At 71.7% G+C, this 26,258-nt stretch carries 26 protein-coding genes; 12 read left to right on the top strand and 14 right to left on the bottom strand.

All coding sequences use genetic code 11. The annotated features are described in order from the left end of the window. Positions 1-9 precede the first annotated feature (9 nt). Both AB0I45_RS05735 and AB0I45_RS05730 read left to right on the top strand, forming a co-directional pair. Entirely contained in the window at positions 10-567 is a 558-nt protein-coding gene (locus tag AB0I45_RS05735; protein WP_137318662.1) for an NAD(P)H-dependent oxidoreductase, read from the top strand. Between the two features lie 109 nt (positions 568-676). After that, positions 677-1,165: an Rrf2 family transcriptional regulator gene (locus AB0I45_RS05730; protein WP_137318661.1), complete on the top strand. Its 489-nt coding sequence runs from the start codon at positions 677-679 to the stop codon at positions 1,163-1,165. A 55-nt stretch (positions 1,166-1,220) separates the two neighbouring features. On the opposite strand, the gene AB0I45_RS05725 is transcribed toward AB0I45_RS05730, so the two are convergent. The 5 genes from AB0I45_RS05725 to AB0I45_RS05705 form a co-directional block, all read right to left on the bottom strand. Next, positions 1,221-2,117: an arginase family protein gene (locus AB0I45_RS05725; protein ID WP_345029265.1), complete on the bottom strand. Its 897-nt coding sequence runs from the start codon at positions 2,115-2,117 to the stop codon at positions 1,221-1,223. Positions 2,118-2,155: 38 nt separating this feature from the next. Then, on the bottom strand, positions 2,156-2,557 hold the full coding sequence (locus tag AB0I45_RS05720) for a Rid family hydrolase (protein ID WP_247424052.1): 402 nt from the start codon (positions 2,555-2,557) through the stop codon (positions 2,156-2,158). A 140-nt stretch (positions 2,558-2,697) separates the two neighbouring features. Continuing rightward, a complete protein-coding gene (locus AB0I45_RS05715) occupies positions 2,698-2,880 on the bottom strand; it encodes a hypothetical protein (protein WP_137318658.1) in 183 nt (60 codons plus the stop codon). Positions 2,881-2,970: 90 nt separating this feature from the next. Then, positions 2,971-3,093 (bottom strand): hypothetical protein, encoded by a 123-nt coding sequence (locus tag AB0I45_RS05710; protein WP_265809202.1) that lies wholly within the window; start codon positions 3,091-3,093, stop codon positions 2,971-2,973. Further along, on the bottom strand, positions 3,090-3,494 hold the full coding sequence (locus AB0I45_RS05705) for a hypothetical protein (protein ID WP_137318657.1): 405 nt from the start codon (positions 3,492-3,494) through the stop codon (positions 3,090-3,092). The genes AB0I45_RS05710 and AB0I45_RS05705 overlap by 4 nt, the downstream gene beginning before the upstream one ends. A 225-nt stretch (positions 3,495-3,719) precedes the next feature. On the opposite strand from AB0I45_RS05705, the gene AB0I45_RS05700 reads away from it, so the two are divergent. The 3 genes from AB0I45_RS05700 to AB0I45_RS05690 all read left to right on the top strand — a co-directional run bounded on the left by AB0I45_RS05700 (position 3,720) and on the right by AB0I45_RS05690 (position 5,582). Then, entirely contained in the window at positions 3,720-4,259 is a 540-nt protein-coding gene (locus tag AB0I45_RS05700; RefSeq protein ID WP_345029261.1) for a cell wall-associated hydrolase, read from the top strand. A gap of 92 nt (positions 4,260-4,351) precedes the next feature. Continuing rightward, the gene (locus AB0I45_RS05695) at positions 4,352-5,050 is read left to right on the top strand and encodes a hypothetical protein (RefSeq protein ID WP_265809200.1); all 699 of its coding nucleotides are present in this window, start codon (positions 4,352-4,354) and stop codon (positions 5,048-5,050) included. A gap of 139 nt (positions 5,051-5,189) precedes the next feature. Then, a complete protein-coding gene (locus AB0I45_RS05690) occupies positions 5,190-5,582 on the top strand; it encodes a metalloregulator ArsR/SmtB family transcription factor (protein WP_137318654.1) in 393 nt (130 codons plus the stop codon). Positions 5,583-5,603: 21 nt separating this feature from the next. Here the strand turns inward: AB0I45_RS05690 and AB0I45_RS05685 are convergent, their stop codons facing one another. The 3 genes from AB0I45_RS05685 to AB0I45_RS05675 form a co-directional block, all read right to left on the bottom strand. Next, positions 5,604-6,533 carry a DMT family transporter gene (locus tag AB0I45_RS05685; protein WP_345029259.1) on the bottom strand — a complete coding sequence of 310 codons (930 nt, stop codon included), beginning with the start codon at positions 6,531-6,533 and terminating at the stop codon, positions 5,604-5,606. An 18-nt stretch (positions 6,534-6,551) separates the two neighbouring features. Then, positions 6,552-7,760, bottom strand: a complete 1,209-nt coding sequence (locus AB0I45_RS05680) for an aminotransferase class I/II-fold pyridoxal phosphate-dependent enzyme (RefSeq protein WP_345029786.1) — start codon at positions 7,758-7,760, stop codon at positions 6,552-6,554. A gap of 235 nt (positions 7,761-7,995) precedes the next feature. Then, a complete protein-coding gene (locus AB0I45_RS05675) occupies positions 7,996-9,492 on the bottom strand; it encodes a glutamate--cysteine ligase (RefSeq protein WP_345029257.1) in 1,497 nt (498 codons plus the stop codon). 147 nt (positions 9,493-9,639) lie between these two features. On the opposite strand from AB0I45_RS05675, the gene AB0I45_RS05670 reads away from it, so the two are divergent. Further along, complete coding sequence (locus AB0I45_RS05670; protein WP_360317290.1) at positions 9,640-10,917, top strand: M20 family metallopeptidase; 1,278 nt, start codon at positions 9,640-9,642, stop codon at positions 10,915-10,917. A gap of 157 nt (positions 10,918-11,074) precedes the next feature. On the opposite strand, the gene AB0I45_RS05665 is transcribed toward AB0I45_RS05670, so the two are convergent. Beyond that, positions 11,075-12,049, bottom strand: coding sequence for an FkbM family methyltransferase (locus AB0I45_RS05665; RefSeq protein ID WP_345029253.1), 975 nt, complete (start codon positions 12,047-12,049; stop codon positions 11,075-11,077). Between the two features lie 337 nt (positions 12,050-12,386). On the opposite strand from AB0I45_RS05665, the gene menC reads away from it, so the two are divergent. Both menC and mmuM read left to right on the top strand, forming a co-directional pair. Beyond that, entirely contained in the window at positions 12,387-13,508 is a 1,122-nt protein-coding gene (gene menC / locus AB0I45_RS05660) for an o-succinylbenzoate synthase (RefSeq protein WP_345029251.1), read from the top strand. Continuing rightward, positions 13,505-14,731, top strand: coding sequence for a homocysteine S-methyltransferase (gene mmuM, locus AB0I45_RS05655; protein ID WP_345029249.1), 1,227 nt, complete (start codon positions 13,505-13,507; stop codon positions 14,729-14,731). The genes menC and mmuM overlap by 4 nt, the downstream gene beginning before the upstream one ends. Before the next feature lie 28 nt (positions 14,732-14,759). Here the strand turns inward: mmuM and AB0I45_RS05650 are convergent, their stop codons facing one another. The 3 genes from AB0I45_RS05650 to AB0I45_RS05640 form a co-directional block, all read right to left on the bottom strand. Further along, complete coding sequence (locus AB0I45_RS05650) at positions 14,760-15,557, bottom strand: thioesterase family protein (protein WP_345029248.1); 798 nt, start codon at positions 15,555-15,557, stop codon at positions 14,760-14,762. Between the two features lie 84 nt (positions 15,558-15,641). Continuing rightward, entirely contained in the window at positions 15,642-16,670 is a 1,029-nt protein-coding gene (locus tag AB0I45_RS05645) for a cation diffusion facilitator family transporter (protein ID WP_137318646.1), read from the bottom strand. A gap of 263 nt (positions 16,671-16,933) precedes the next feature. After that, positions 16,934-18,928 carry an SPFH domain-containing protein gene (locus AB0I45_RS05640; RefSeq protein ID WP_295690017.1) on the bottom strand — a complete coding sequence of 665 codons (1,995 nt, stop codon included), beginning with the start codon at positions 18,926-18,928 and terminating at the stop codon, positions 16,934-16,936. Between the two features lie 320 nt (positions 18,929-19,248). On the opposite strand from AB0I45_RS05640, the gene AB0I45_RS05635 reads away from it, so the two are divergent. Further along, on the top strand, positions 19,249-20,367 hold the full coding sequence (locus tag AB0I45_RS05635; RefSeq protein WP_345029244.1) for a serine hydrolase: 1,119 nt from the start codon (positions 19,249-19,251) through the stop codon (positions 20,365-20,367). Positions 20,368-20,399: 32 nt separating this feature from the next. Next, positions 20,400-21,332, top strand: coding sequence for a dihydrodipicolinate synthase family protein (locus AB0I45_RS05630; protein ID WP_345029242.1), 933 nt, complete (start codon positions 20,400-20,402; stop codon positions 21,330-21,332). 44 nt (positions 21,333-21,376) lie between these two features. Here the strand turns inward: AB0I45_RS05630 and AB0I45_RS05625 are convergent, their stop codons facing one another. Next, positions 21,377-21,835 carry a DUF3817 domain-containing protein gene (locus AB0I45_RS05625; RefSeq protein WP_345029241.1) on the bottom strand — a complete coding sequence of 153 codons (459 nt, stop codon included), beginning with the start codon at positions 21,833-21,835 and terminating at the stop codon, positions 21,377-21,379. Positions 21,836-22,001: 166 nt separating this feature from the next. After that, a complete protein-coding gene (locus tag AB0I45_RS05620; protein ID WP_345029239.1) occupies positions 22,002-23,762 on the bottom strand; it encodes a M20/M25/M40 family metallo-hydrolase in 1,761 nt (586 codons plus the stop codon). Between the two features lie 299 nt (positions 23,763-24,061). Between AB0I45_RS05620 and AB0I45_RS05615 the strand changes: the two genes are divergently transcribed. Together AB0I45_RS05615 and AB0I45_RS05610 are read left to right on the top strand one after the other, a co-directional pair. Further along, positions 24,062-24,985, top strand: a complete 924-nt coding sequence (locus AB0I45_RS05615; RefSeq protein WP_345029238.1) for a hypothetical protein — start codon at positions 24,062-24,064, stop codon at positions 24,983-24,985. A 168-nt stretch (positions 24,986-25,153) separates the two neighbouring features. Then, complete coding sequence (locus tag AB0I45_RS05610) at positions 25,154-26,248, top strand: VIT1/CCC1 transporter family protein (RefSeq protein WP_345029237.1); 1,095 nt, start codon at positions 25,154-25,156, stop codon at positions 26,246-26,248. Positions 26,249-26,258 lie beyond the last annotated feature (10 nt).

Below are 26,258 nucleotides of genomic sequence, written 5' to 3'. Positions count from 1 at the left end.
CGAGCACTGATGAAGACCGTCGCGATCATCTACCACTCCAGCACGGGGAACGTGCACCAGATGGCCCTGGCCGCGCACACCCACGCCGAACAGCTCGGACACGGCGTCCTGTCCACCCGGCTTCCCGAACTGGACGACCCAGACGCTACCGTCGCCGCGCATCGGAAAGCCCTCGGCGACCTTGAAGCCGCCGATGCGGTTCTGTGGGGCACGCCCGGCCGGTACGGGGCAATGTCGGGGCCGATGAAGCACTTCCTCGACCAGACCCTGCCACTGCACCAGCGCGGCGCCCTGGCAGACAAGTACATGTCGACGTTCGTGTCCACCGCCTCCAACCACGGAGGACAGGAGTCCACGATCCTCGCGTTCAACAACGTGCTCTACCACTGGGGCGCGATCATCGTTCCCGCCGGAGCCGCAGGCGAGGCCCAGGCGATGCCGCTCAACGGCAACCCCTACGGTGTCTCCAGCGTCTCCAAAGCCCAGCCCGACGCGGTGCCGTCCGAGAACCTGGAAGCGATGAAGTTCCTGGTCGAACGGCTCCTCACGCTCGTGCCAGGCGAGTGACCCACGATCGTTCCGCCCCTGCCGCATCATCTGCGCGGCAGGGGCGGGCTGCTGCTCGCACCGTTGCTCAACCCGGACAATGCGGGTCTTCGTTGAGTAGGATCGACGTGTGAAACTGCCGCGCGGAACCGAGTGGATGGCCCACTGCCTCGTCGCGCTCTCCGCCTGCGAGGACATCGGCCCGCTCGCCAAGCACACCCTGGCAGAGATGTTCGATATCCCCGACGCCTACCTGAGCAAGCAGCTCCAGCAGCTCGTGCGCGCCGGCATCATCCGATCCTCCGCGGGAAACCGCGGCGGCTACTTCCTCGCGAGACCCGCGAGCACTGTGACCCTGCTCGACGTCATCAAGACCGTGCAGGGCGACGCCCCGCTGTTCGTATGTGAGGAGGTGCGCTGCCGCGGCATCTTCACCGACGACGCCGACGCCATCAGAGAGACCGGCCCCTGCGGTATCCACCACGCCATGGTCGAAGCCGAGAACCGCTGGCGCGACTCTCTCGCCACCGTCACTGTCGAAGCACTGACCCAACAGATCGGAGAACAGGGCGTCACCAGAATGCGCGACTTCGCCCGAGCACAGCGCGCCCATCAATAGTTGGCGCGGTGCCGCTACCCGAAAGGTAGAACGCCACGGGCCAGCCTGTGGGTCGTCAGTTCCCCAGGAGCGGCATCCCGTTGATCAAGCCGCGGAGGGCGAGTACGTCGCGTGGGATGAACTCTGCGACCGTCAGGCCAACCACGTCTGCGGCCGCGGTGAGGTCAGCGACGATCCGCCGCACGTCTGCGCGGGTAAGCCCACCGGGAACCATGCCCAGCCCGAGCGCGACCTCGTCACTGTCGACGACATCGACATCGAGGTGGATCGCAAGTTTCGTCGCCCCGGTGCCCGCCACCCACTCCAACAACCTGGCGCTGGAGCCTCGCAGATCGTCAGGCGTGAACACGGGCAGACCCCACGAGCCGACGTTTTCGTACGCGTCCTCGACCCAGTCGTGCAAGCCGACCAAGGCCAGCCGAGAGGCAGACACCGTCGCCGGAAGCATACTCGTGACCTCCGGGTCACCGTGGCCGAGCAGCGTGCTCACAGCCATGGCGTGGTAACCGTCGTAACCGGTGGCGTTGGTGTCAGTGTCGGGATGCGAGTCGATCCAGACCACGGCTAGATCCTCGCAATATTGCTTCGCGAGGGCGGCGAACGGAGCCACGCTCACCGAGCATTCCCCACCGAGGGTGAGGATGCGATCGGCCTCGTGCCGGGCGATAGCTTCCTGCGCGGCAGCCAGAGAGTCGATGACCTCCTGACGGGATTCAACGCCGTCGGTGGAGTCGCTCTCGCTGTCGGCGACGGGCACGACTTCGGTGGGGCCGTCGTGGTCGGGCAGGATCGCCTGCAGCACGCGCGAGCCGAACGCGTATCCGCACCTGGCCTCATCCAGGGAGAACTCCGACAGCATCTCGGCGACCCCGTTGCGGCCCGCGCCTTGCCACTGCGGCCAGACCAGGCGCAGCGTGCTCGTGGCCTCGGTATCGTTCACGTTCTCGGTCATGTAGTTCGCTTCTCCTCGTCAGGTCTCGGTGCGATGTCTCAGTCGCGGATGATCGCGGTGATCTCGATCTCGACGCGCATCTTCTCGTCACCGAGCGCTGCGACACCGATGTTGGTCCAGACCGGTGGCTGCTCGGGCATGTACTGGCGCAGCTTCGAGGCCATGTAGGCGACCGTCTCGGCATCGATGTCGACGTGGTAGGAGCGCACGTTGACCACATCCGCCCAGCCCGCACCGGCAGTGGCGAGGGTGCGCTCGATGTTCTCGAACGCCTGGTCGATCTCCTCGGTCAGGGTCCCGGGGAACTCCCACTCGTCATTCCAGCCGCCCTGACCTGCCAGCTCGACCCGGTCACCGATCTTCACAGCTTGCGAGTAGTGGAACAGTTCCCGATTGCGGTCGCCATAACCGGGGGTGGTGAAGAACTCGACGCCGCTCATTCTGTGGATGCTCCCCTCGTTCTCGGTGCAGCTTTTCGCACATGAGCTACTCACATGCGGTGACCAACAATCGTATCGACTGGCCACCGACCCGAGCGAACTCGCGGTCAAGACGCTCCCGTCTGCACGAACACACACCACTACATAGAGCAAAGAACCCAGAACACCATGTAGTACGGGATCAGGATCGATTCCGTGTATTCGGTGAGCCACGCCAGGCCCTCCGGACTCGCCTCGGTGCGGTCGGCCTCGCGGATGATGACGGGGACGAAGATCGCGGTGGCGCCGACGACGCCGACGAGCCCGGCGATGTTCGCGCGCACGGTGTCGGAGTAGCGACGCGGGATCGCGCGGGCGCCCGTCCGCTCCTCCCGGCGGCTGCGCCGCGTCGACGCGGTGTCGGTGTCGGCGGATCAGGTGTCAGCAGCGTCGGCACCGGCCGCGGCACCGGTGGTGGCGGTCCCGGCGTCATCGGCGGCGGGATCGGACCCTGCCGCCCCCGCCTCGGCCGAGGTGCCCTCGCCCCGGGTGGTCACGGCGCGTCCGGCCGGTCCCCCAGGGGCCCGTTGCTCGCCGGGCCGGGCCCCTCGGCCACCGGACCCGGCGCCTCGGGACCGGTCGCCCCGGGACCGGTCGCCTCGTGGCGGGCGGAGCGGTCGATCGGCCGGTTCCACGAGCCGTCGCGCTTCTGCGCCCGGCGCAGCTCGCGCGCCTCCGCGCGGGCGGCCTCCTCGATCTTGAGCCGCTTGTCGCGCTCCTCGTGGTCCTCGCTCGGGCTCCGGTACTCCCAGACGAGGAGCACGGCGACGAGCACGACGCCGGCGATCGTCCCCAGTCCCAGGCTGCCCCAGGGGCGCGGCAGGCTGCCGAGCCCGAACGCGAGGTGCACCCCGGAGGTGACGGCGGCGGCAGCGAGGATGGCGACGATGTAGCGCATGCGCTCATCATTCCAAGGCGGCACACAACCGGCAAACAGGCGGGCCGTGCCGTGCGTGCGCGCCGCTCGTGGCGGCCACCCGGAATCCGGACTGTTGAAGCCTCAGTCTCAGTTCACCGGACCTTCATCCCGGTTCGTCCGCCGACCCCTTGAGACCCGGCCGGGCACCTTGCCACGGTGGGTGGTGTCCAGCGAAGCCGAGCACACCGACAGGAGAGATCCCGAATGCTCACCCGCACCGCAGGAACCACTCTGGCCGCAGCCGGGCTCGTCGCCGGCGGAGCGCTCGTCGGCCCGACCGTCATCGCCCCGGAGACCTCCGGCACCGTCGCAGCGGCCCAGTCCGTCGAGGACCGGAGGCAGAACATCATCGACCGCGCGAAGCACTGGACCGACCAGGGCGTGCCGTACGACATGACGAAGTACGCCGCGGACCCCGACGGCGTGAACTACCGGACGGACTGCTCCGGGTTCGTGTCCATGGCCTGGGGACTCGACACCTCGCTGAGCACCGTCACCCTGCTCGAGGTCGCCCACGAGATCCCCAAGGACGACCTCCAACCCGGTGACATTCTCCTCAAGGGTGGGCCGGGCACCGCCGGGGCCGCCGGTCACGTGACGATCTTCAACGGCTGGGCGAACGCCGAGCGCACCGCCTACCACGGCCTCGAGCAGGCCGGGGGCACTGGCGCCGTCGAGCGCGTGATCTCCTACCCCTACGAGCAGGACGCCTCCTACGTGCCCTACCGCGGCAACGGGCTCTGAGTCCCCGCCCGCATCCCGTCAGCCGCCGCGGCACGGGATCCGGGCCCCGCACTTCCCCGAACCTCCCAGCCGGCGTCGCTACGATGGTCGCGATGTCCCAGCGCACCTCCGCCCGCCCTGCCTCGAGCCGTACCGCCCCCGCGGTGCGGCGCTCCGCCGCGTCCGGGCGGACGGGAGCAGGCGCCGGCCGCCGGTCACCGGGCTCCCGCGCACCCCGGCGCGCACCCCGGCGCTCGGGAGCCACCCGGGGCGCGGCGATCGGTCTCGCGCTCACCGCCGGGTTCCTCGGCGTGGTCATGGCGTTCAGCTGGGCCGGCGGCCTCGTCGCGCCCGTCCCCTCGCAGATCCGACAGTGGGAGTACAGCAGCGTGGACCGACTCAACCGGGCCCAGATCGACAACGCCCGCACGATCATCGCGGTGGGCCGCGGCGGCGACATGTCCGACGACGCGATCACCATCGCGCTCATGACCGCCATGCAGGAGAGCTCCCTGCGCAACCTCGACCACGGCGACCGCGACTCGCTCGGGCTGTTCCAGCAGCGCCCGTCCCAGGGCTGGGGCACCCCGGACCAGGTGCGGGACCCCGTGTGGGCCGCGAAGTCCTTCTACGGCATCAACGACCGGGGGTCCAACCCGGGGCTCGTGCACATCCGCGGCTGGGAGTCGATGACCCCGACGGAGGCCGCGCAGGCCGTCCAGCGTTCCGCCTACCCCGACGCCTACGCCCAGTGGGAGGGCCTCGCCGCGGAGCTCCTCAGCACGCAGGACGACGTGGCGCCCATCGTCTGAGTCCGCGGCGCAGGATCCGGAGGCACGATCCGGGGGTGGACGGGCCGGGCCGCACCCGCGGGAGCGCGGCGCACCGGTGCGGACACCGCGCACGCGGACGCGCCGACCGCACCCGCGCCCGAGGTGTAGCATTCCATCCATGACTCACCCGGTGCGCACGCACACCCATCCCGGAACCGACTCCCACAGCCACGGCGTCGAGGAGAGCAGCGGGTCCGCCGACGGGCTCGGGCACGTCGACGATCTCGCCGCGATCGAGCGCACCGCCGAGGTGTTCAAGGCCCTCGCCACCCCCTCGCGCCTGCGCATCCTCCTCGTCCTGTCCCACGGGCAGTCGACGGTGACGAACATCGTCGACATCACCGGGCTGTCGCAGCCGCTCGTGTCCCAGCACCTCAAGCTGCTGCGCGGGCTCCACCTGGTGAGCGTGCAGCGCCTGGGACGCGAGGCGATCTACTCCCTCATGGACGACCACGTCGCCCACATCATCCTCGACGCGATGGCGCACACCACCGAACCCCTCGAGGGCTGAGCGTCACCGGCGCCGCGCCGCCTACCGCCGCGCCGCCCGGCGCTGCGCCAGCCGCCGCCCGCCGGACACCCACCACACGCTCAGCGCCACGAGCGCCATCCCCGCGAGCTGGGCGAGCGTCGGCTCCTCACCGGCGAGGACGACGCCGAGCAGGAGAGCCGAAGCCGGCTGCAGAAGCATGAGCGATGCGCTGACCTCCGGTCGCACGCCGGTGGCGGCGGCGCTCAGCAGCAGCCACGGCAGCACCTGACCGAACACCGCGAGTGCGACGAGCCAGCCCACCGACTCGGCGGCCGGGACGACCGCCAGGGTGCCGGCCGCACCCCCGACGACGAACACGGTGAGCGCCGCGGCGCTCGTCGACACGGCGACGGGAACGGCGATGAAGCGGCCGTCGACGGCGCGGCAGCGGTGGTTGCCGTAGAGGTACACGCCGTAGCAGACCCCGGCGAGCACCCCGAGCACGCCGCCGCGCAGCGGGTCGACGGCGAAGGGGTCGGCTCCCAGGACCCCGGCGGCGAGCACCAGACCGGCGAGCATGACCGGCAGCGCGAGGAGGAACTGACGGGAGGGCCGGTTGCGGTGGAGGAGCCACAGCAGGCCGGGGAAGACGAACACCTGGGTGCTGATGAGGAGCGTGGACACCGCCGCCCCGGTGTCGAGCACCGACTGCGCCCACATCATGAAGTCGAGGCCGAGGAACACCCCACCGCCGGCGGCCAGGCCGAGCATCGCCGCGCGCGGTCGGCCGCGGCGCCGGATCTCGACGAGTGCCAGCGGGAGCAGCACGAGCGCGGCGAGGAAGCAGCGGTGGAACGCCGCGGTCGAGGCGTTCGCCTGGGAGAGCGCGACGAGCACCGCGGACGAGCCGAGCATCACCGCGCCCGCGACGACGAGCGCAGGCGCCGCCGGGACGGGTGCCGGCGCCGGTGATGCGGGCGCGGGGGTCATGCGGTGCTCGAACCGGGCTCAGGCCGGAGCGGGGCCGCCGGCCGGTCCCTCGCCGGTCCCGCCTGCCGCACCGGTCGCCGGGGCCGCGCGGACGGTGAGGCGCTGCTGGAAGGCGCGGATCCGTTCGAGCGCGGCATGCGTCCGGTCCGGTCCCACGGCGAGCGAGAGACGCACCCACCGGTTCCCGTTGACGTTGTCGAAGTCGAGGCCCGGGGTGAGCGCCACGTGCTCCTCCTCGAGGAGGGCCGCGCACCACTCGGTCGCGTTCCGGTACGGCCCGAGCACGTCGTCGATCCTGGCGTACATGTAGAAGGCGCCGTCGGCAGGGGCGATGTCGAGCCAGCCGAGGTCGTCGAGCGCGTCGAGCACGTACTGGCGGGCGGCGGCGAAGCCGGCCACGGCGAGCTCCCCCTCGGCGTATGCGGCCTCGGAGAACGCCTCGATCGCGGCGTGCTGGGCCGGCACCGGCGGGCACAGGGTGAGATTGCCGGTGATCGCGAGGCAGGGTGCCACGAGGTCCTGCGGCAGGATGGCCCACCCGAGCCGCCAGCCGGTCATGCCCCAGAACTTCGAGAACGAGGAGATGACGATCGCATCGTCGTCGAAGGCGAGCGCCGTCTCCCCGATCGAGTCGGTGAAGGTGATGCCGTGGTAGATCTCGTCGGAGATCAGGCGCACGTCGTTGGCCCGGCACCAGTCGCTGAGCTCGGTGAGCTGCTCGGCGTCGAGCATCGTGCCCGTGGGGTTCGCCGGGGAGGCGACGAGGAGCCCGGCCAGCGGCGATTCGGCGTGCGCGGCCGCGAGCAGCTCGACGGTGGGCTGGAACCGCTCGTCGACGCCGCAGTCGAGCTCCACGACCTCGCAGCCGAGCGCGGTGAGGATGTTCTTGTACGCCGCATAGCCGGGGCGGGCGAGTGCGACCCTGTCGCCGACATCGAACAGGGCGAGGAAAGTCATGGAGAACGCACCGGAGGACCCGGTGGTGACAAAGATCCGCTCGGCCGGGACGTCGAGGTGGTACCAGCGCCGGTAGTGCCCGGCGATCGCCTCGCGCAGCGGGCGCACGCCCTGGACCTGCGAGTAGCCGAGCTCGGTGCCGTCGGTGAGCACCTCGGCGGCGCGTGCCCGCACCCCGGCCGGGGCGCCCTGCGCGGGCTCGCCCACGCACAGCGAGATGACGTCGGCGCCCTCGGCCTTGAGCTCGGCGACGCGCTCGATGATGTTCATCACCGCGAACGGCGGGACGCCGCGGGCGCGCTCGGAGATGCGGGTGGCGGGACGCGCGGGATCGGTGCCGGGGGCGGTGGACGCCGCCCCGGCCGGAGGCGCGGGATCGGCGGCGGGGCGGGAGGACGGGGCGGTGGAGTCGGTCATGACCTCACTGTGCCACACGCGCCGGACCGGTGCCCGGACCACGCCGAGGTGCCCGTGCCCGGGCGGCGGGGACCGAGGTGCGGGCCGCTCACACCTCGCCGACGGGCCAGGTGTGGACGGGGGCCTCCGTGCGCTGGTGGGTGATGTAGAGCTCCATGAGGCGGGCGAGCGCGGCCCGGCGCTCGGGCGAATCGGGCTCGGTGACGCGCGGCTTGAGCGAGTTGAGGGTGCGCAGCTGCCAGGTGGCGCCGTTCTGCCGGGTGCGGGCGCGCTCCTCGATGATCGTCATGTAGTGGTCGATCATCTCCGCGTCCGCGTCGAGCATCTCGAGGCCCTTGCGGGCGCGCGGCGCGAGCCCGGTGCGGACGAGCTCGGCGACGTCGATCCGGCCGGCCTTCGGCCACACCACGCGGGAGTACAGGCCGGAGCGGGCGGCGGAGAAGAAGTTGCTCTCCGCGTCCGCGAACGACAGCCGCGACCACACCGGCCGGTTCTCCTCGGTGAGGTACTTGACGAGCCCGTAGTAGAAGGCGGCGTCGGCGACCATGTCGGCCACCGTGGGCCCGGCGGGCAGGAGCCGGTTCTCCACCCGGATGTGGGCGAGGTCGTCGGCGCTCGGGGCGTAGATCGGCCGGTTCCAGCGCCACACGGTGCCGTTGTGGAGGTTGAGCGCGTGGAGCGTCGGGGCATTGCCCTGCATGACGGGGGTGCCGGCGTCCTCGCGGGACTCCGGGAGCATCGGCGGGAAGTAGCGGACGTTCTCCTCGAACAGGTCGAACACGCTCGTGATCCACCGCTCCCCGAACCACACGCGCGGGCGCACGCCCTGGGTGACGAGCTCCGGGGTGCGGGTGTCGATCGACTGGGTGAAGACCGGGATGCGGTTCTCGTGCCACAGCTTGCGGCCCATGAACAGCGGGGAGTTCGCGCTCAGCGCCACCTGGATGCCGGCGATCGCCTGCGAGGCGTTCCATGCGCCGGCGAACCGGTTGGGCGCGACCTGGAGGTGGAGCTGCATCGAGGTGCACGAGGACTCGGGGGCGACATCGGCGAAGTCGTGCTGGTAGAACTCGCGGTCGGTGACGTCGATCCGCACGAGCTCGCCGCGGGCGTCGAGCACCGCGTTGCTCAGCGCCCGGTACCGGTTCTCCTCCGTCATCCACGCGGGGTCCTCGAGGAACTCGGTGGTCAGGGTGGGAAGGGTGCCGATCATCCCGATCTGCGCATCGTGCGCCCGGGCCCCGGCGTGGGCGGCGGCGAGGCGGGCGCGGAGACCGGATTCGAGCTCGCGCAGGCCGGTGCCCGACACCTGGAGGACCGGGTGGTTGAGCTCGATGTTGTAGGAGCCGATCTCGCTCTGGAACTCGTCCGAGTCGATCGCGGCGAGCACCTTGTCGTTGACGCGGAACGGCTGCATGTCGGCGTCGACGAGGTTGAGCTCGAGCTCCATGCCGATCGTCCCGTGGTCGACGAACGTCGCCTCCTGGAGGTAGGAGTCGAACGTCTCGAGGTCCGCGTTGAGGAGCTCCCGGTAGCGCGTCCGCTGCTCGGGGGAGTATCGCTGAGAGGAAACCGCATCGCCCATGACAGTAGACAACCACACTTGTGGACGCGCGCGCACCGGTTCTGCACGGATTCGGGTGGCCCCTCCCCTGCCGGACCCGGTGGACGGGGGCCGGGTACTAGAGTGAATCGGGCCAGCCGATCCCATCCGCGACCCCCAGGAGACCCCGTGACCCAGCCCGCCGCCCTCGCCGACCTCGACCGCAGCGCCCTCGTCGCCGCCGCGCAGGACTCCCTGCCGCAGATGCTCGCCGACATCGAGCGGGTGATCTCGATCGAGACGCCGAGCGACGACCAGGAGGCGGTGGCCCGCGGAGCGGCGGACTTCGCCGCGCTCATCGAGGAGCGCCTGGGCGTCGCACCGGAGTCGCTCGTCATCGACGGCACCACTCACCTGCGGCTGCGCTTCGGCGACGGCCCCGCGCGGGTCGTGCTCGTCAACCACCAGGACACGGTGTGGCCGCACGGCACGCTCGAGCGCCTGCCCTTCAGCACGGAGGACGGGATCCTCCGCGGGCCCGGCAGCTTCGACATGCTCACCGGTGCGATCATGAGCGTCTGGGCCACCCGGCTCCTCCTCGCCGCCGCCGGCGTCCCCGTGCCGGACACGGAGAGCACGACCACCGCCTCGGGCGCGGGAGCAGCGGCGACCGGCGGGGCCTCGGCAGACGCCGGCGCCTCGGGACCGGTCCCCTCCCCCGCCGAGGCGCTCGCCGGGCTGTCGATCCTCGTCACCGGGGACGAGGAGATCGGCTCGGTGACCTCCTCGGACCTCATCCGGGCCGAGGCGAAGGAGGCCCGCGCCGTGTTCGTCATGGAGGCCTCCGCCGACGGTGCGCTCAAGCTCTCCCGCAAGGGCACCTCGATGTACACGATCCTCGTCCACGGGAAGGCCGCGCACGCCGGGCTCGAGCCGGAGAAGGGCATCCACGCCGGGCTCGAGCTCGCCCATCAGATGCAGGTCGTCGCAGGCCTCGCCGACCCCGCGGAGCAGACCACCGTGACGCCGACGAAGTTCTCCGGCGGGACCACGACGAACACGGTGCCGGCGCTCGGGCAGTTCGACGTCGACGTCCGCGCCCTCACCGCCGAGGAGCAGCAGCGCGTCGACGACGCGATCCGCGGCCTCACGCCGAGCATCGACGGCACCCGGATCGAGGTGCGCGGCGGGATCAACCGGCCGCCGTTCGAGAAGGAGATGTCGGCGGCGCTGTTCGACCGCGCCGTCGCGCTCGCCGCGGAGATCGGGATCGAGGAGCCGCGCGGAGTGCCGGTGGGCGGCGCCTCGGACGGGAACTTCACCGCCGGCGACGGCGTCCCCACCCTCGACGGCCTCGGCGCGGTGGGCGACGGCGCGCACGCCGAGCACGAGCACGCGATCATCGAGCACATCCCGCCGCGCACCGCTCTCCTCGCCGCCCTCGTCGCCGACGGCCTGACGGACTGAGCGTCGCGAGCGGAGCGCCGAGGGCCGGCAGGACAGCGACACGTGCATGCGCCTCCCGGTGCACTCCAGTGCGGATACTCGCCGGTAATCGCACTGCAGTGCACCGGGCACCCCATCTGGGGCTCCGCTCGCGGGCCTGGCTCGGACCGCGGTCGCCTCAGGCGATGATGCGGCCGAGGTCCGCCTCGAGCGCGGCGGGGGTGCGGGCGGAGAACAGCCAGTCGCGGTGGACGGGATCCGGGACGATGCGCTCGCGCGCGGCGATGTCGTCTGCCCGGACGAGGTACCAGCGGTAGCCGTGCGGGGCGAGGAGCGCCTCGAGCGCCCGGCCGTCGGCCTGCCCGTGGAGCACCTCGCACAGGATGTCGGGACGGTGCCGGGCGAGGAGCTCCTGGCCGTGGGCGAGCACCGGGTCCTCCGCGCCCTCGACGTCGATCTTCATCACCACCTGCCCCGGCGCATCCGCGCGCTGTTCCGCTTCGACCTCGGGGAGCTCGGGCGGGAGCAGATCGTCGAGGGCGAGGAACTCCACCTCGAAACCCTCGGCGAACTCCATGTGCGCGGAGTAGAAGGAGGGGAGAGAGGAGCCGCCCTCCCCGCTCGGCACCCGCATCCGCGTGCCCGAGGCGCCCACCCCGGTGGAATGCACGCGCACCCGGTCGGCGATCCCGTTGCGATCGACGTTCTTATGCAGCCCGGCGACGACCGCCGGCACCATCTCGAAGGCGTGCGCCCGCAGCCCGGGGTTCGCCGCGGCAGCCGCCACGGTGAACACACCCGTGTACGCGCCGACGTCGAGGAGGACCGCGGCCCGGCGAGCGAGCGCGGTGACGATGTCGAGGGCGAGCGCATCGGCCGGATCGGGGCGGCGCCCGCCGCCCCAGTAGAACTCCTTGGCGATCTCGCAGCGGCCCGGGTCGACGAGCACGAAGCGGGCCCCAGCCGCCGTCCCGGCCACCTCGGCGAGACCGGCGGGGGCGGGCAGACGGCCGGCACGGATACCCGGGACCAGCCGGGCGGCCAGGCGCAGGAGAGGATGGAGCGGCCGGGCGGACAGCCCGGTCTTGACGAGGGGCTTGAGGCCGAACCAGCGCTGTCGTCGGCCGGCGAGGGTGCGTCTGTAATCCGTCATCGGATGTCTCCCGCGGTCCGCGCGGCATCTGCGACCGCGCTGTCCTGAATATCGCTGTCCTGAGTCGTCGTGCGTGCTGAGTCGTCGTGGTCCTGCCACGGTACTACGGGACGCCGAGGTGCGGTCAGCACCGCAGGAGGCCTCCGCGCGGCCGCACCGGACGGCCCCGTCCGGGGCGGCCCCCGCCGCGCCGGCCGACTCGCCCCGCATCCCCGCCGACCATCTGCCCCGCGTCCGCGCCGGTTGTTAGGGTGAGTGGAAGCGACCGACAGTCTCTCCCGCGCCTGCCCGCGTTCCGGGCCCGCGCCCGCCGCACCCGCGCAGAAGGAAGTGCCCCATGCAGCTCACCGGACTCACGCTCCACCGCCTCTCGATCCCCCTGGTCACCCCGTTCACCACCTCGTTCATGACGGAGACGGAGAAGGACTGCTACCTCGTCGAGGCGCGGTTCGACACCCCGTCGGGCCCGGTCACCGGCTGGGGCGAGTCGGTGGCGATGATCGCCCCGCTCTACTCCGAGGAGTACATCGACGGCGGCATGGCCGTCACCCGCGACTGGCTCGCGCCGATCCTCTTCGACGTCGAGGACCTCACCGCGGAGACCGTCGGCTGGCACCTGCGCCACGTCATCGGGCACCGGATGTCGAAGTCGGCCCTCGAGATGGCGGTCATCGAAGCGCAGCTCAAGCAGGCCGGCCTGTCGTTCCAGCAGTACCTGGGCGGCGTGGTCGACACGATCCCCTCGGGTGTCTCGGTCGGCATCCAGGACACCGTCGAGGACACCGTGCGGGTCATCGGCGAGTACCTCGAGGAGGGCTACGCCCGCATCAAGCTCAAGATCAAGCCGGGAGCGGACATCGAACCGGTGGCCGCGGTGCGCAAGGCGTTCGGCGACGACTTCCTGTTCCAGGTCGACGCCAACGCCGCCTACACCCTCGTCGACGCCGCGCACCTGAAGAAGCTCGACGACTACGGCCTGCTCCTCATCGAGCAGCCGCTCGGCGAGGCGGACATCCGCCAGCACTCCGAGCTCGCCAAGCTCATGGACACCCCGATGTGCCTCGACGAGTCGATCGTGTCGGCGGAGGCCGCCGCGGACGCCATCGCGCTCGGGGCCACCTCGGTCATCAACATCAAGCCCGGCCGTGTGGGCGGGTTCATCGAGGCCAAGCGGATCCACGACCTCGCCTCCGCCCACGGCGTCGCGGTGTGGCACGGCGGCATGGTCGAGACCGGCCTGGGCCGGGCCGCGAACGCGGCGATGGCCTCGCTGCCGGGCTTCACCCTGCCCGGTGACGTGTCCGGTTCGAAGCGCTTCTTCCACGAGGACATCACCGAGGAGATCGTCATGCACGACGGAGTCGTCGATGTGCCGACCGGGCCGGGCTTCGGCGTCACGATCGACCCGGAGAAGCTGCGCCGCTTCACCACCGACACGATCGAGATCACCCGGAAGTGACCGCGGAGCCGGGCGGGTCGCGACCCTGGGAGCCCAGGTCGGGCCGGACCTCACCCGGGCAGCCGGGACCGAGAGGGGCCTCACCCGAGCAGCCGGGACCGGGCGGGTCGGATGAGCCCGACCGTCCCTTCGCGGCCGCGCTGAACCGGGCGCGCACGGAGCATCGGGCGCTCGTGCTCGACGGCGCCTCGGGCACGGAGCTCGAACGCCGGGGCGCGGATGTGTCCGGCGACCTGTGGGCGGCCGCGCTCCTCGAATCCGATCCCGGCCTCGTCACCGCCATGCACGTCGCCTACCTCGACGCCGGGGCCGAGGTCGTCGAATCGATCTCCTACCAGGCGACGGTCCCGGGGCTCGTCGCCGCGGGGCATCCGGAGGACCGGGCCCGCGCGCTGCTCGCCCGCTCCTGGGATCTCGTCGCGCAGGCGGCCGCCGGCCGTCGCACCCCGGACGGCCGCCCGGTGCTCACGGCCTCCTCGATCGGGCCCTACGGCGCGTACCTCGCCGACGGCTCCGAGTACACCGGGGACTATCCGGCAGGTGTCGACGCCACGCACCTCCAGGAGTTCCATGCCGAGCGGATCGAGGTGCTCGCCGCGGCCGGCTGTCGGTTGTTCGCGTGCGAGACGATCCCGCACCCCGCGGAGGTCGCCGCACTCGTGGCCGTGATGCGCGAGCACCCGGAGGCCGAGTGGTGGCTCAGCCTCTCGATCCGCACGGACGCCCACGGCGGGATCGCACTGGCCGACGGCACACCCCTCGGCCAGATCCTCGCCGTGCTCCCGGCACCCGGTTCACCGGGAGCGCCTGCGGCCGTGGGCATCAACTGCTGTCCGGCCCACCTCGTCGCCCCGGCCCTCGCCGAGGTGCGAGCGGCCGGGTTCGCAGGCCTCGCCTACCCGAACTCCGGGGAGACCTACGACGCCGCGACCGGCACCTGGTCACCGCCGGACGGCGAGCACGCAGGCGATACGCCAACGGCCGGTCCGGTGCCGACCGAAGATCACCCAGCCATCGAGCACTCAGTCGGCGAGCACCCGACCGGCGATGCATCCGACCCGCTCAGCGATGCGAGCGACCCCGCCGGCGGGGGCACGGAGCCCCCGGACCCGGCCGGCTGCGCCGCAGCGGCCGGGACCTGGGTGGATGCCGGAGCGGCGATGATCGGCGGTTGCTGCCGGACCACGCCCGCACTCATCCGCGCCCTCGCACAGCGCACCTGACCGCGCACAGCGTTCCTGACCTCCGCGCTCACCCCATGTTCTGGGCGACCATCGTCTGCAGGCCGTATCCGATCCCCCCATGGACATCGGTGAGCTCGGTGTGGACGACCCCGCCCTGACCGGGGGTGACGATCGACTGGGAGTTCATCCGGATCCACTCGCCCTCGGGCTCGCGGTCGAGCACGACGTGGAGGTCGCAGTTGATGAGGCGGTGGCGGGCCGGGTCGACGGGCAGGCTGACGCCGCCGCCGGAGTCGGCGAGGACGAGCGCGCGCTGCCAGCCCGTGGGCTCCTCCCCCTCGACGAGTGCGTTGTGCTGCCGGCCCCACACGAGTGCGGGCGACCGGTCCCCGCCCTCGATGAAGCGCCATTCGACTGCGGTGCCATAGCCGCCGGTGTGGGCACCCGGGATCGTCGCGAGCCGCTCATCGGCAGCGGGGAGGTCGTCGGGCACCACCGTGGGGTCGTTTGGATCGCGCCGGCCCGGCACTGCCGGGTAATCCTCGGGAGCTGCCAGGATCCGCCAGGCGCGGGCGAGCAGCGCGGGGCGTCCACCTGCGGAGGCGGTGGCCGACACGAGCTCCATCGAGCGGCCGCTGCGGATGACCTCGGTGGTGATCTCGAGCGCGGCGACCGGCACGGGCCCGAGGATGTCGATACGGACGTCGGCGAGCCGCTGGCCCTCCTTGGGATCGACGGCGAGCATCTGCCGGGCGAGCAGCGCGGCCGGCGGGCCGGCGTGCTGGAAGTCGGGGCTCCACGGCCCCGCGGTCATCGGCGTCGACTCGAACCGGGTGTCGTCGAGCTGGCGGTAGAAGGCCTCCATCGGCAGTGCTCCTCACGTCGTCGGGGGGGGTCTGTTCCGACCCTACTGCACCCGTGACGCACGTCACCGGCCCGGCGCCGCAGGTCACACATCCCGCGCCGATGGACACCGGCTCGGCGTCGCCGGCCACCGGCTCGGTGCGTCGACCGGCGCGAACCCGGCCGCCCCGGCGCACGCCGCGGCGTCCCCGGCCGGTTCGAGCTGGAGGGTGGTGTGGGTGAGCGCGGGGCTGAAGTGCGCGGCCAGGCAGGAGCGCAGATCGCGCAGGACCGGGCCGGCCCGCCCGGACTCGAAGCACGCCTCGGCGACGACGACGTGCGCGGTGAGGACGGGCAGGCGGGAGTCGATGAGCGCGATGTGGAGGTCGTGGACGTCGAGCACCTCGGGCCGCTCGGTGAGATGGCGGTGCACCTCGGCGAGCTCGATCTCCGCCGGCACGCTCTCGAGCAGGATCCGGACCACCGCCCGCAGGATGACGAGCGCGCGCGGGACTATGACGAGGGCGATGAGGATGCCGGCCACCGCATCCGCGCGGCCCCAGCCGGTGGTCCAGATGACGAGCGCGGCCGCGATCACGGCGACCGAGCCGAGCGCATCGGCGGCGACCTCGAGGAAGGCCGCACGGAGGTTGAGGCCGTCCGCCCGGCGGGAACGCAGGAGGAGGAGTCCGGCCATGTTCCCCGCCAGACCGATGGCACCGAACACGAGGAGCAGCCCGCCGGGCACCTCCGGGGGCGCGAACAGCCGCCGGATCCCCTCGACGAGGCCGTAGACGCCGACCCCGGCGAGCAGCAGCGCCTGCGCTCCGGCGGCGAGCACCTCGACGCGGCGCAGCCCCCAGGTCCGGCGGGCGGTCGCCGGGCGCCGGACGAGGCCGGCGGCGAGGAACGCCATCGTCAGGCCGCCGACGTCAACAAGCATGTGGGCGGCGTCGGTGAGCAGCGCGAGCGAGCCGGTGAGGACGGTCCCGATGAGTTCAGCGAGGAGGACCGTCGCGGTGATCGCGAGCACGAGGCCGAGGCGCCGGCGCGTCCCCGCCGCCGTCGCTTCACCGTGCGCCGAGCCGTTCGCGAGGTCGTCCGCCGGTCGCGCGTGATCGTGGCCGAGTCCCATGGGATCTCCCTTCACTGCGGTGATCCCATTGTATATCAATACATGGTTATATGTTGATACTTCGTCGGAGTGCGCTTCCACTGGCCGCCCACCGCGACGCTCGGATCCGCCCCTCGGATCCAGCCCTGCCCCGGGTGCTGCACGACTCCGCCCGCCGGTCCCGGGCACGACCGCACCCGGACATGACCGTGGCCCGCACACCACCCGGCTCGGGAGACGACCGTGACCCGGGGCGCTGCGGCTCCCGGGGCACGGTCCTCGGATCAGGTGCTGCCGTCGCGGCGGCCCGTCTCGTCGGAGTCGTCGTCCTCGGCGGAGTCGGACCCCGCCGCACTGGAGGTACCGGATGCACTGGAGGTACCGGAGGTGCCTGTACCGGGCCGGGCAGTTCCGGACGGTCCGCCCGCCCCGCCGGTCCGCTTGGCCCGCAGCGCCTCCTCGATGAGGGCGTTGACGTCGATGCCGGTCGAGCGCTTGACGTCGTCGCCGAGCCGACCGAGCCCGGCGGCGAAGTCACTGCCCGACGCGGTCCGCGGATCGGTGCCGCCGCGCACATCGGCCGGACCCCGGTCGCCGGCGCCGTCGTCACCGGGATCCCCGGCGCCGTCCGCTCCCGCGGCGTAGCGCTCGACGATGTCGGAGATCGCACTCGCCGCCTCGGAGGCGCTGCGCGGCATGCCGGTGCCGTCGGGGGCGAATCCGCCGGACTTCCCCGACGCCCGCTTGACCATGTCGGCGAGGTCGACCCCGGTGGTGCCGCGGAGCACCTCGAGCACCGAGGCGAGGTTCGACGACATGCTCTGCGCGAGCTTCGACTCCCCGTCCGTCGACACGATCGACAGGTCCTTGATGTTCGCGTAGGGCTCGACGAGCTTCCCGGCGAGGCTCGGCAGGGTGTGGAGCACCTGGTTGAGCACGGCTGCGTCGTTGAAGTGCTTGTACGCGGCGGCCTGCTTCTCCAGTGCCTCCGCCTCTGCGGCGCCCTGGGCGCGACGGGCCTCGGCCTCGGCCTCACCGCGGGCACGGATCGCGGAGGCCTCGGAGTCGCCCTCGAGGCGCACCGCCTCGGCGTCCTTCGACCGGCGCGCGAACTCAGCGGCCGCGTCGGCCTCACCGCGCGCCCGGGTGGCGGCGGCCTCGGCCTCACCGGCGAGCCGCACGGCCTCGGCATCCTTGGACCGGCGGGCGAGCTCCGCGGCGGCCTGCGCCTCGCCCTCGAGCTTGACGGCCTCGGCCTCCTTCTCACGGCGGTGGAGCGCGGCGGCGGCCTCGGCGCGGCCGCGGGCGTCGATCTCGTAGGCCTGCGCGTCGGCCTCGGCCTGGCGGCGGTACTTCTCCGCGTCGGCCGGCCGCTTGACCTCGGCCTCGAGCTGCTCGGCGCGGACCTCGGCCTGCTCCTTGGCGACGATCCGCTCCCGCTCGAGGAGCTTCTGCTGCTCGGCGGCCGCGGACAGCGGGCCGGCGTTGTCGGCGACGGCCTGGCGGACGTCGGCGTCCTCCTTGAGCTCGGCGCGGCGGAGCGCGAGCTTCTGCTGCTGCTCGGCGATCGCCTGGTCGGTGAGCGCCTGCTGGCGCTGCGTCTCCTCGTTCTGCAGAGCGGCTGCGACGGCGGCCTCGCGGTGGGCGTTCGCCTCGGCGATGGCGGCGTTCTTCGCGACCTCGGCGGCCTGCGGGCGGCCCCAGTCGCGCAGGTAGGAGCCCTCGTCCTCGACGGCCGAGATCTGGAAGGTGTCGATGACGAGGCCCTGGTTGTTCATCGAGTGCGCGGACTCCTCCTGCACCTGCGCGGCGAACGAGGCGCGGTCCTGGATGATCTGCTCGACGGTGAGCGTGCCGACCACGGCGCGCAGGGTGCCGGACAGGATCTCCTGGCTGTAGTGGTCGATCTGCGCCTGCTGGTCGAGGAACCGCTGGGCGGCCCGGCGCACGTCGTCGACGTTGCCGCCGACCTTGACCTGCGCGACGCCGCGCAGCCGCAGCGCGATGCCGTTCTTCGAGATGCCGTCGATCTCCACGGAGATCTGCCGCGATGACAGCGACATGACGAAGGCCTTCTGTACCACCGGGTACACCACGGCGCGTCCGCCGATGACCACGCGGCCGCCCTGCGCGACGTCCTCGCTCGAGGAGCCGCGGCCGGTGATGATGAGGGCCTCGGACGGGGAGGCGATGCGGTAGGACCGCAGCAGGACGAACAGCCCGATGAGGACGACGACGATGATCGCCGCGATGATGAGAACGGGGACGAGATCCGGCATGGGCGCGGCCTTTCGCGATGGACCGGTGCGAGCGGCCCGGGAGCAGTGATCCTCCCACTATGCCACGCGGTCCGTGGCGGCGGTGCGGGCGCGATGTTCCCGCTCCGACACCCGGGTGGCGGTGGCGGCGCCCCGTCGCGGCGGAGGCGTGGGTGCCGAGCACCGGCTCCGCGGTCACTGTGCATGACGGGGCATCGGCAGCGGTCCCTCACCCGGATGTCCGGCGAGGAGGCTGATCCGATTCGGGGGTATCGTTCCCATCACACCCGAGCAGGGCCGGCCGGAACAGCGGGCGCCTGCATGCCGGAGAGGAGAGAGCAGTGAAGACGCTGCTGGAGACGTGGATGACCCCGGAGACCAACCGGTGGGCATTCACCCATGTCCGAGAGATCATCCCCACCGCGAAGGTGGCACGGGGGAACAGCACGTTCGAGCTCACCGCGGCCGCGCGCAGCGCAGTGGCCCCGGACACCCCGCTGCGCCACAGCGGCGTTCCGGTCGAGAAGTACCTCGAGAGCACCGCCACCGACTCGATCGTGGTGCTCTCCCGGGGTGAGGTGCAGTTCGAGTGGTACGCCGAGAACACGTCCGCCGATGCCCTCCACATCAACTTCAGCGTCACGAAGTCCCTGCTCGGCCTGCTCGGAGGGATCCTTGCGGCCGACGGCGCGTTCGCCTTCACCGACCCGGTGACGAAGTACGTCCCGGAGGTCGCGGGCTCCGGCTTCGACGTCGGGATCCAGCCGCTGTTCGACATGGCGGTCCCGCTCGCGTTCTCGGAGGATTACGCGATGGGCGACCCGCGCATGATCGAGTACCGCCGCGCGACCGGCTGGATCCCGGGCGGGAGCGAGGGACTCCACGCCTTCCTGCCCTCCCTCGAGCGGCGGGCACCGGAGGGCGCCGAGTACCACTACGCCTCCCCGACGTCCGACATGGCCGGCTGGGTGCTCGAGCGCGCCACCGGGCGGCGGCTGCCGGATCTCTTCTCGACGCACCTCTGGACGCCGATCGGCGCCGAGTCCGATGCGGACCTCACCGTCGACGCCCACGGTGCGGGGCGGGCCGCCGGAGGTCTCTCCTGCTCGACCCGTGATCTCGCCCGCCTCGGCCACCACCTCACCATCGATCGCTCGCCGGTGCCGGAGGGCTTCGTCCGCGATCTCTTCACCGGAGACGCTGCGCGGTGGCGAGCGGGCGCCCACATCCGCGATTTCCCCAACGGCACCTACCGGAACTTCTGGTACGTCCCCGACACCGATGCTCCGGTCGTGTGCGCCGTGGGCATCCACGGCCAGATCCTCTATGTCGACCTCGCCGAGGGCGTCGTCATCGCCAAGCACAGCTCCTGGCCGACTCCCCTCGACGACGAGATGCGCACCGTCCAGTTCCGCGGGCTCAGGGACATCGCCGCCGCTGTCGTCGACGGAAGGCAGTGACGGTGGGCCGCCACGATGCGACCGGGCACGCCATGACTCCCGTACCGCACGGACCGTTCCACGGCCTGTCCGCCTTCCCGCTCACCCCGCTGCGCGACGACGTCCTCGATGCGCCCGCCCTGCGCGGACTCGTCGGACGCCTGGCCCCGGCGCCCGCTGCCGAGGGTGCGGACATCGGCCCGGCTCTCGTCGACAGCATCGGGGCCCTCGGGTCGACCGGATCGTACGCCTATCTCGACCGGGAGGAGTGGACGACGGCGCTGCGCACGATCCTCGCAGGGGCCGGGGGCACACCCGTGGTCGCCGGCGTCGGAGCCCTGCGCACCCGCGAGGTCCTCGCCCGGGCGCGCACGGCCGAGCAGCTCGGCGCCGCGGGGCTGCTGCTGGCCCCGGTGAGCTACCAGCCGCTCCGGGATTCCGAGGTGATCGGCCTGTTCGCCGCCGTCGCCGAAGCGGTCGACCTGCCGATCTGCATCTACGACAATCCCGGCACCACCGGGTTCCGGTTCTCCCTCGACCTCTACGCCCGCCTGTCTGGCATCCCCTCGGTCACCGGGGTGAAGATCCCGCCGACCGACGGCACCGAGGCGCAGCCCGCAGAACGGCTGGCCCGGATCCGGGAAGCGGTCGGACCCGATGCGGCGATCGGGATCAGCGGCGACGCGGCAGCGGCGGCGCACCTGGCCGCGGGCGCCGACGCCTGGCACTCGGTGGTCGGCGGCCTGTTCCCGCGAGCCGCCCGCACGCTGTTCGACGCCGCCCGATCGGGCGCGTCGGACACTGCACACGACCTCGAGGAGCTGTGGCCGCTCCTCGCCCAGCACGGCAGCGTCCGGGTCATGGCCGCCGCCGCGGCGGAGCTCGACCTCGTCGCGGATGACTGCCTGCCGCATCCGCTGCGCCCCCTCGAGGAGGACGAGCGCGCCGAGGTCGCCCGGACGGTGCGGGGTGCGGGACTCGCCTGACACCCGCCCGGAGACGGCGCCCACAGTGCGAGCCGGGTGTCGGCTCAGCCCTTGGGGATCGGCGGGCCGAGCATGAGGAGCACGGTGAAGAGCAGTGCGACGCCGAGCAGGCCGACGACGACCGCGAGGAGCGGGTGGGCGATCGCCCAGGCGCAGAGGCGTTCGAACCAGTTCCGCGGAGCACGGCCGCCGCGAGCGAGCTGCCAGTCGCCGTCGAGGAGGCCGCGGCGGCGTGCATCGATTTCGAACGGGATCGTCGCATACGGGATGACGGCGCTGAACAGGCCGAGGATCGTGCGGCCGAGCGGCCAGCGCTGCGAGGTGCCGACGAGCACGGTCACGACGCAGTAGGTGAGGAACACGAAGCCGTGGATACCACCGCCGATCCGCACCCCCACCTCCGTCGTCTGGGTGACGTACTTGAGGATGAGGCCGATGATGAGCAGGGTCCAGGTGATCGCCTCGGCGATCGCGAACACGGTGAAGAGCTTCTTGGGAGTCACCCGGACAGTATCCCCGGTCCGGCCAGGCGATGCATCAACCGTTCGGTCGATCCCGTGCCCGCGCCTGCTCGCTCACACGTGAAACGGCAATATCCTGCGGTTCCGTTCTCAGGAACCGCAGGATATTGCCGTGTGGCGGATGGGTCAGATGGGTCGGGTCAGGCGATCAGCCCTTGCCGCCCACGGTGAATCCGACCTCGACGGCGGTGTCGCCGGTGTCGACGCTCACGGTGTAGCCGCCGGGCAGGCCCCGGACGGCGCTCGGGTCGATGCCCTTGACGGTGAAGGTCGCGGTGCCGGACTCATCGGCGGTCGCGGTGCCCGAGGCCGGCGACTTGCCCGGCTTCGTGCGACCGTCGGCCGTCAGCGTCCAGTCCACGGTCTGGCCCGGTTCGAGGTTGGTCACGGTGACCTCCACGCCGGACTTCTTGAGGTCCTTGACGGAGACACGGTCCCGATCGACAGAGGCGACCGGATCGAGATCGTAGGCGACGACGTGGGCCGCGTAGGCCATCGCCGGCACCATGATGCCCATGGCCTCCTGGTCGACGTTCTCGTAGGTGTCGTCGATCGTGTGGTAGTTCCGGTCCTGCTGGACGCCGGCGGTGCCGCCGAACAGCTCCACCTCTTCCTCGGTCTTGATCGCGTCGGCACCGGTGAACAGGCCGGAGACCGGGATGCCGTTGTCGATGAACGCCTGGTAGTCGGAGCGACCGGAGAACTCGGTGCCGACGTGCGGCTGGCCGATCGAGTCGAAGTAGCCGGTGAAGATCTCCTCGAGCTCCGCCGATCCCTCCGGCACGTTGACGCCGTCGGGGATCGGGACGTCCGAGCCGTCGGAGTCGAGCGTGCCGATGACGTAGTTCTCCGAGCCGATCATGTCGTAGTTGAGGTACGAGGAGATCCGCTCCTTCTCCTCGTCGCTCAGCGACGCGACGTACTCGGTGGAGCCGACGAGACCGATCTCCTCGGCACCCCAGAATCCCATCCGGACCTGGTTGTCGACGTCGTGCGGCTGGGCGGCGAGGCCTTCTGCCACGGCGAGCAGCCCGGCCACGCCGGAGGCGTTGTCGTTGACGCCGGGGCCTTCGGCTACGCCGTCGAGGTGCGCGCCCATCATCTGCACGTCGTCGGGGTCGCCAGCCTTGGTCTCGGCGATGACGTTCCAGGTCTCGATGTCCTCGAAGGTCGTCTCCACGGTGAGGTCGCCGAGCACCGGGGTGTCCCCGGCGGCGAGGATCTGCTCGCGCAGCGCATCGCCCTCGGCGAGCTCCATCGAAGCGCCCGCGATGTTGCCCTCGACGCGGTCGCCGACGGTGCCGTTGAGCGCGCCCGGGGAGTGGTTGTAGATGATGACGGCGGCCGCGCCGGCCTCGGTCGCGGCGGTGACCTTCTCGCCGAAGGCGCAGACACCGCGCTGCACGAGCACGATCGTGCCGGCGTTGGCGTCGCTGTAGTCGCCGGTCTCGCAGCCGAGCTCCCCGCCGGCCTTGTCGCCGTAGGCGTCGTCGGTGGGCAGGGTGACCGCGGTGTCGGTGAGCGGGGCGTCGGTGCCCTCGGCGTTCGACAGCGTGGAGAACGTCTCCTGCGCCTCGCCCTCGACGCTGAAGGAGACCTCGCCGAAGGTCTGGGTCGGCACGGTGAAGGTGTCGCGCGTGACGTCGAACTTGCCGCTGGCCTCGAGCACCTTCTCGACGTATTCGCTCGCAGCCTTGTAGCCGGGGGTGTCGACAGCACGGTAGCCCGCGTCGGCGTGGTCGAGGGAGATATCGGAGAGCTCCTGGAGGTGGGCCAGGGCGGCCTCTCCGGTGACATCCATATCGGTGTGCACGGAGATGGGCGCCGCGAGCACGGGGCCCCCGGTGGCGAGCCCGAGCGCGGCGGCCGCGGTGACGGCGAGCGCGCTGTGGGTGAATCTCTTGGACATGTCGACCTTTCGTTCCTTCGTGTGTGATGAGCCCCTGTCGGTCCATGCGGTGGTGCCGGAGCTGCGCGGACGCGATCAGTGATCACTGGGCGGAGTGCCCGGAGGACTGGGTGTCGCTATGGGCTGTGCGTGGTGCGAAGGTCACGTTTTGGTGACGCGCATCACATGGTCCACCACGGTAGTACACAGCCAGTTCTCATTTGAGGCCCGAAAGTCACGAAACGATAACGAAAAAACGGCAATTGTCTTGACATCCGAGACATCGATAACTTCTCAGACTCGAGTGGAACAGTGATCCCATGGTGCATCCCGAGGACCCGAACACCGCCCCCGCCCGTGACGACCTGCTCTCCGCAGAGGACTTCCTCTCGCTCCCGAGCGAGACCCTCGCCGAGGGCGAGCGCGGCCGCATCGACGCCACCCGGATGGGAGCGGTCGACCTCCTCGTCCTCCGCTTCGACACGGCTGTCGCCGTGGTCTCGCGCTTCGGCGCGCAGGTGCTCGCCCATCGTCCCGCCGGCCGGCCCGACACCCTCTTCACCTCCTCGCTCGCCCGTTTCGACACCGGGGCGGCGATCCGCGGCGGGATCCCGGTGTGCTGGCCCTGGTTCGGCCCCGCATCGACCCCACAGCACGGCTGGGCGCGCCTGCACACCTGGGACGTCGAGGCGCTCGCCGTCGACGGCACCGGGGCCGAGGTGCGCCTCGGCTTCTCCCATCGCGGCGCCGCGGCAGGCCTCACCGTGCGCCTCGGCGACGGGCTCTCCGTCGAGCTCGCCCACCGCGCCGATCCCGTGCCGGAGACCACCACCGGGGCTCCCCTGCGGGCCGCGCAAGCACCCGGTGCCACCCCGGCCCCGCCCGAACCGCCCGTCACCGCCGCGCTCCACGCGTACTTCGCGGTCGGCGACGCGCAGCGCACCGAGATCGCAGGAGTGACCGACCGGACGCTGCACGTCCCGGCCGAGGGCATCGACTCGGTGTTCCCGCTCGCCGGAACCGCGGGCACCGCCGACCACCGCATCGTCATCACCGATCCCGCGCTCGGCCGGCGCCTCACCGTGACGACGAACGCGACGGACGCCGTCGTGTGGAACCCCGCACAGCAGCTCGGCGACACGACAGCCCGGGCGCACCACGGCTTCGTGTGCGTCGAGCCCGCCCGGATCTCTTCACCGCTGCCCCCCGGCGACACCCTGCGCATGCACCTCGCCGTCGACTGAGGCGCGCACCGGCCGCAGTCCCCCCGGCGAGCCCGGACCCGCGCCTTCCCAACAGCCCCCCCGCGCCTTCCCAACAGCCCCCCACGCCTGCCCCGACCTGTCGCACCCGTCATTCAACCAATTGCGCAAGTGTTGAATTCATGCGCGGATCCTCATATGCTCATGACCGTGCCCGAACGCAGAGCAGTCCCCCAGGAGCCGAGCTACAAGCTCATCCATCGCTGGCAGCGCCACCTCGCCAACGAGCGCCTCGAGGAGCGCGTCTACCGCAGCCTCGCCGACCGCAAGACCGGCCAGGAGCGGGAGATCCTCCTCGGCCTCGCCGACGCCGAGCACCGCCACCAGCAGCACTGGATCACCCTGCTCGGCCCCCATGCCGAACGGCGCCGCCTGCCCGACCTCGGCACCCTCATCCTGTCCGTGCTCGGCCGCATGTTCGGCTCGGTGTTCGTCCTCGCCCTCGCTCAGCAGTCGGAGACGAGCTCGCCCTATGACAGCGACTGGTACGCCACCGACGCGATGGCCGCCGACGAGAAGATCCACGCCGAGGTCGTCCGAGCGCTCGCCGCCCGTTCCCGCGCCAAGCTCTCCGGCAACTTCCGCGCCGCGGTGTTCGGCGCCAACGACGGCCTCGTCTCCAACCTCGCCCTCGTGCTCGGCGTCGGGGCCGCCGGCGTCTCCACCGGCACGATCCTCCTCACCGGCATCTCCGGCCTGCTCGCCGGCGCGCTCTCGATGGGGGCCGGCGAATACGTCTCCGTGCGCTCCCAGCGCGAGCTCCTCGAGGCCTCGACCCCGGACCCGGAATCCCGCACCGCGATCGCCGCCCTCGACATCGACGCGAACGAGCTCGCCCTCGTGTTCCGCGCCCGCGGCATGGACACCGACGAGGCGGAGGCCGCCGCCGCCGAGGCGATCCGCACCGCCTCCCACCCGGGCGGCCGTCACGGACTGCACGTGCCCGCCGAAGGCGAGCACGAGGAGCTCGGCACCGGCCTCGGCGCCGCCTCCTCCTCGTTCTGCTTCTTCGCCTCCGGCGCGGTCATCCCGATCCTGCCCTACATGTTCGGCATGTCCGGATACCCCGCGATCATCCTCGCCGCCGTGCTCGTCGGCCTCGCGCTCCTGTTCACCGGCGGCGTCGTCGGCGTGCTGTCCGGCCGCGCGCCGCTGCCGCGGGCGCTCCGCCAGCTCGCGATCGGCTACGGAGCGGCGGCCGTGACCTTCGCCCTCGGCCTGCTGTTCGGCACCGCGATCGGCTGACGCGAGCGCT

This window comes from Brevibacterium sp. NPDC049920 (assembly GCF_040656435.1).
In the GTDB taxonomy this organism is placed as follows: domain Bacteria; phylum Actinomycetota; class Actinomycetes; order Actinomycetales; family Brevibacteriaceae; genus Brevibacterium; species Brevibacterium pityocampae.
The sequence above is the reverse complement of the archived record's forward strand: the minus strand, read 5'-3'. Positions and strand labels throughout refer to the sequence as shown.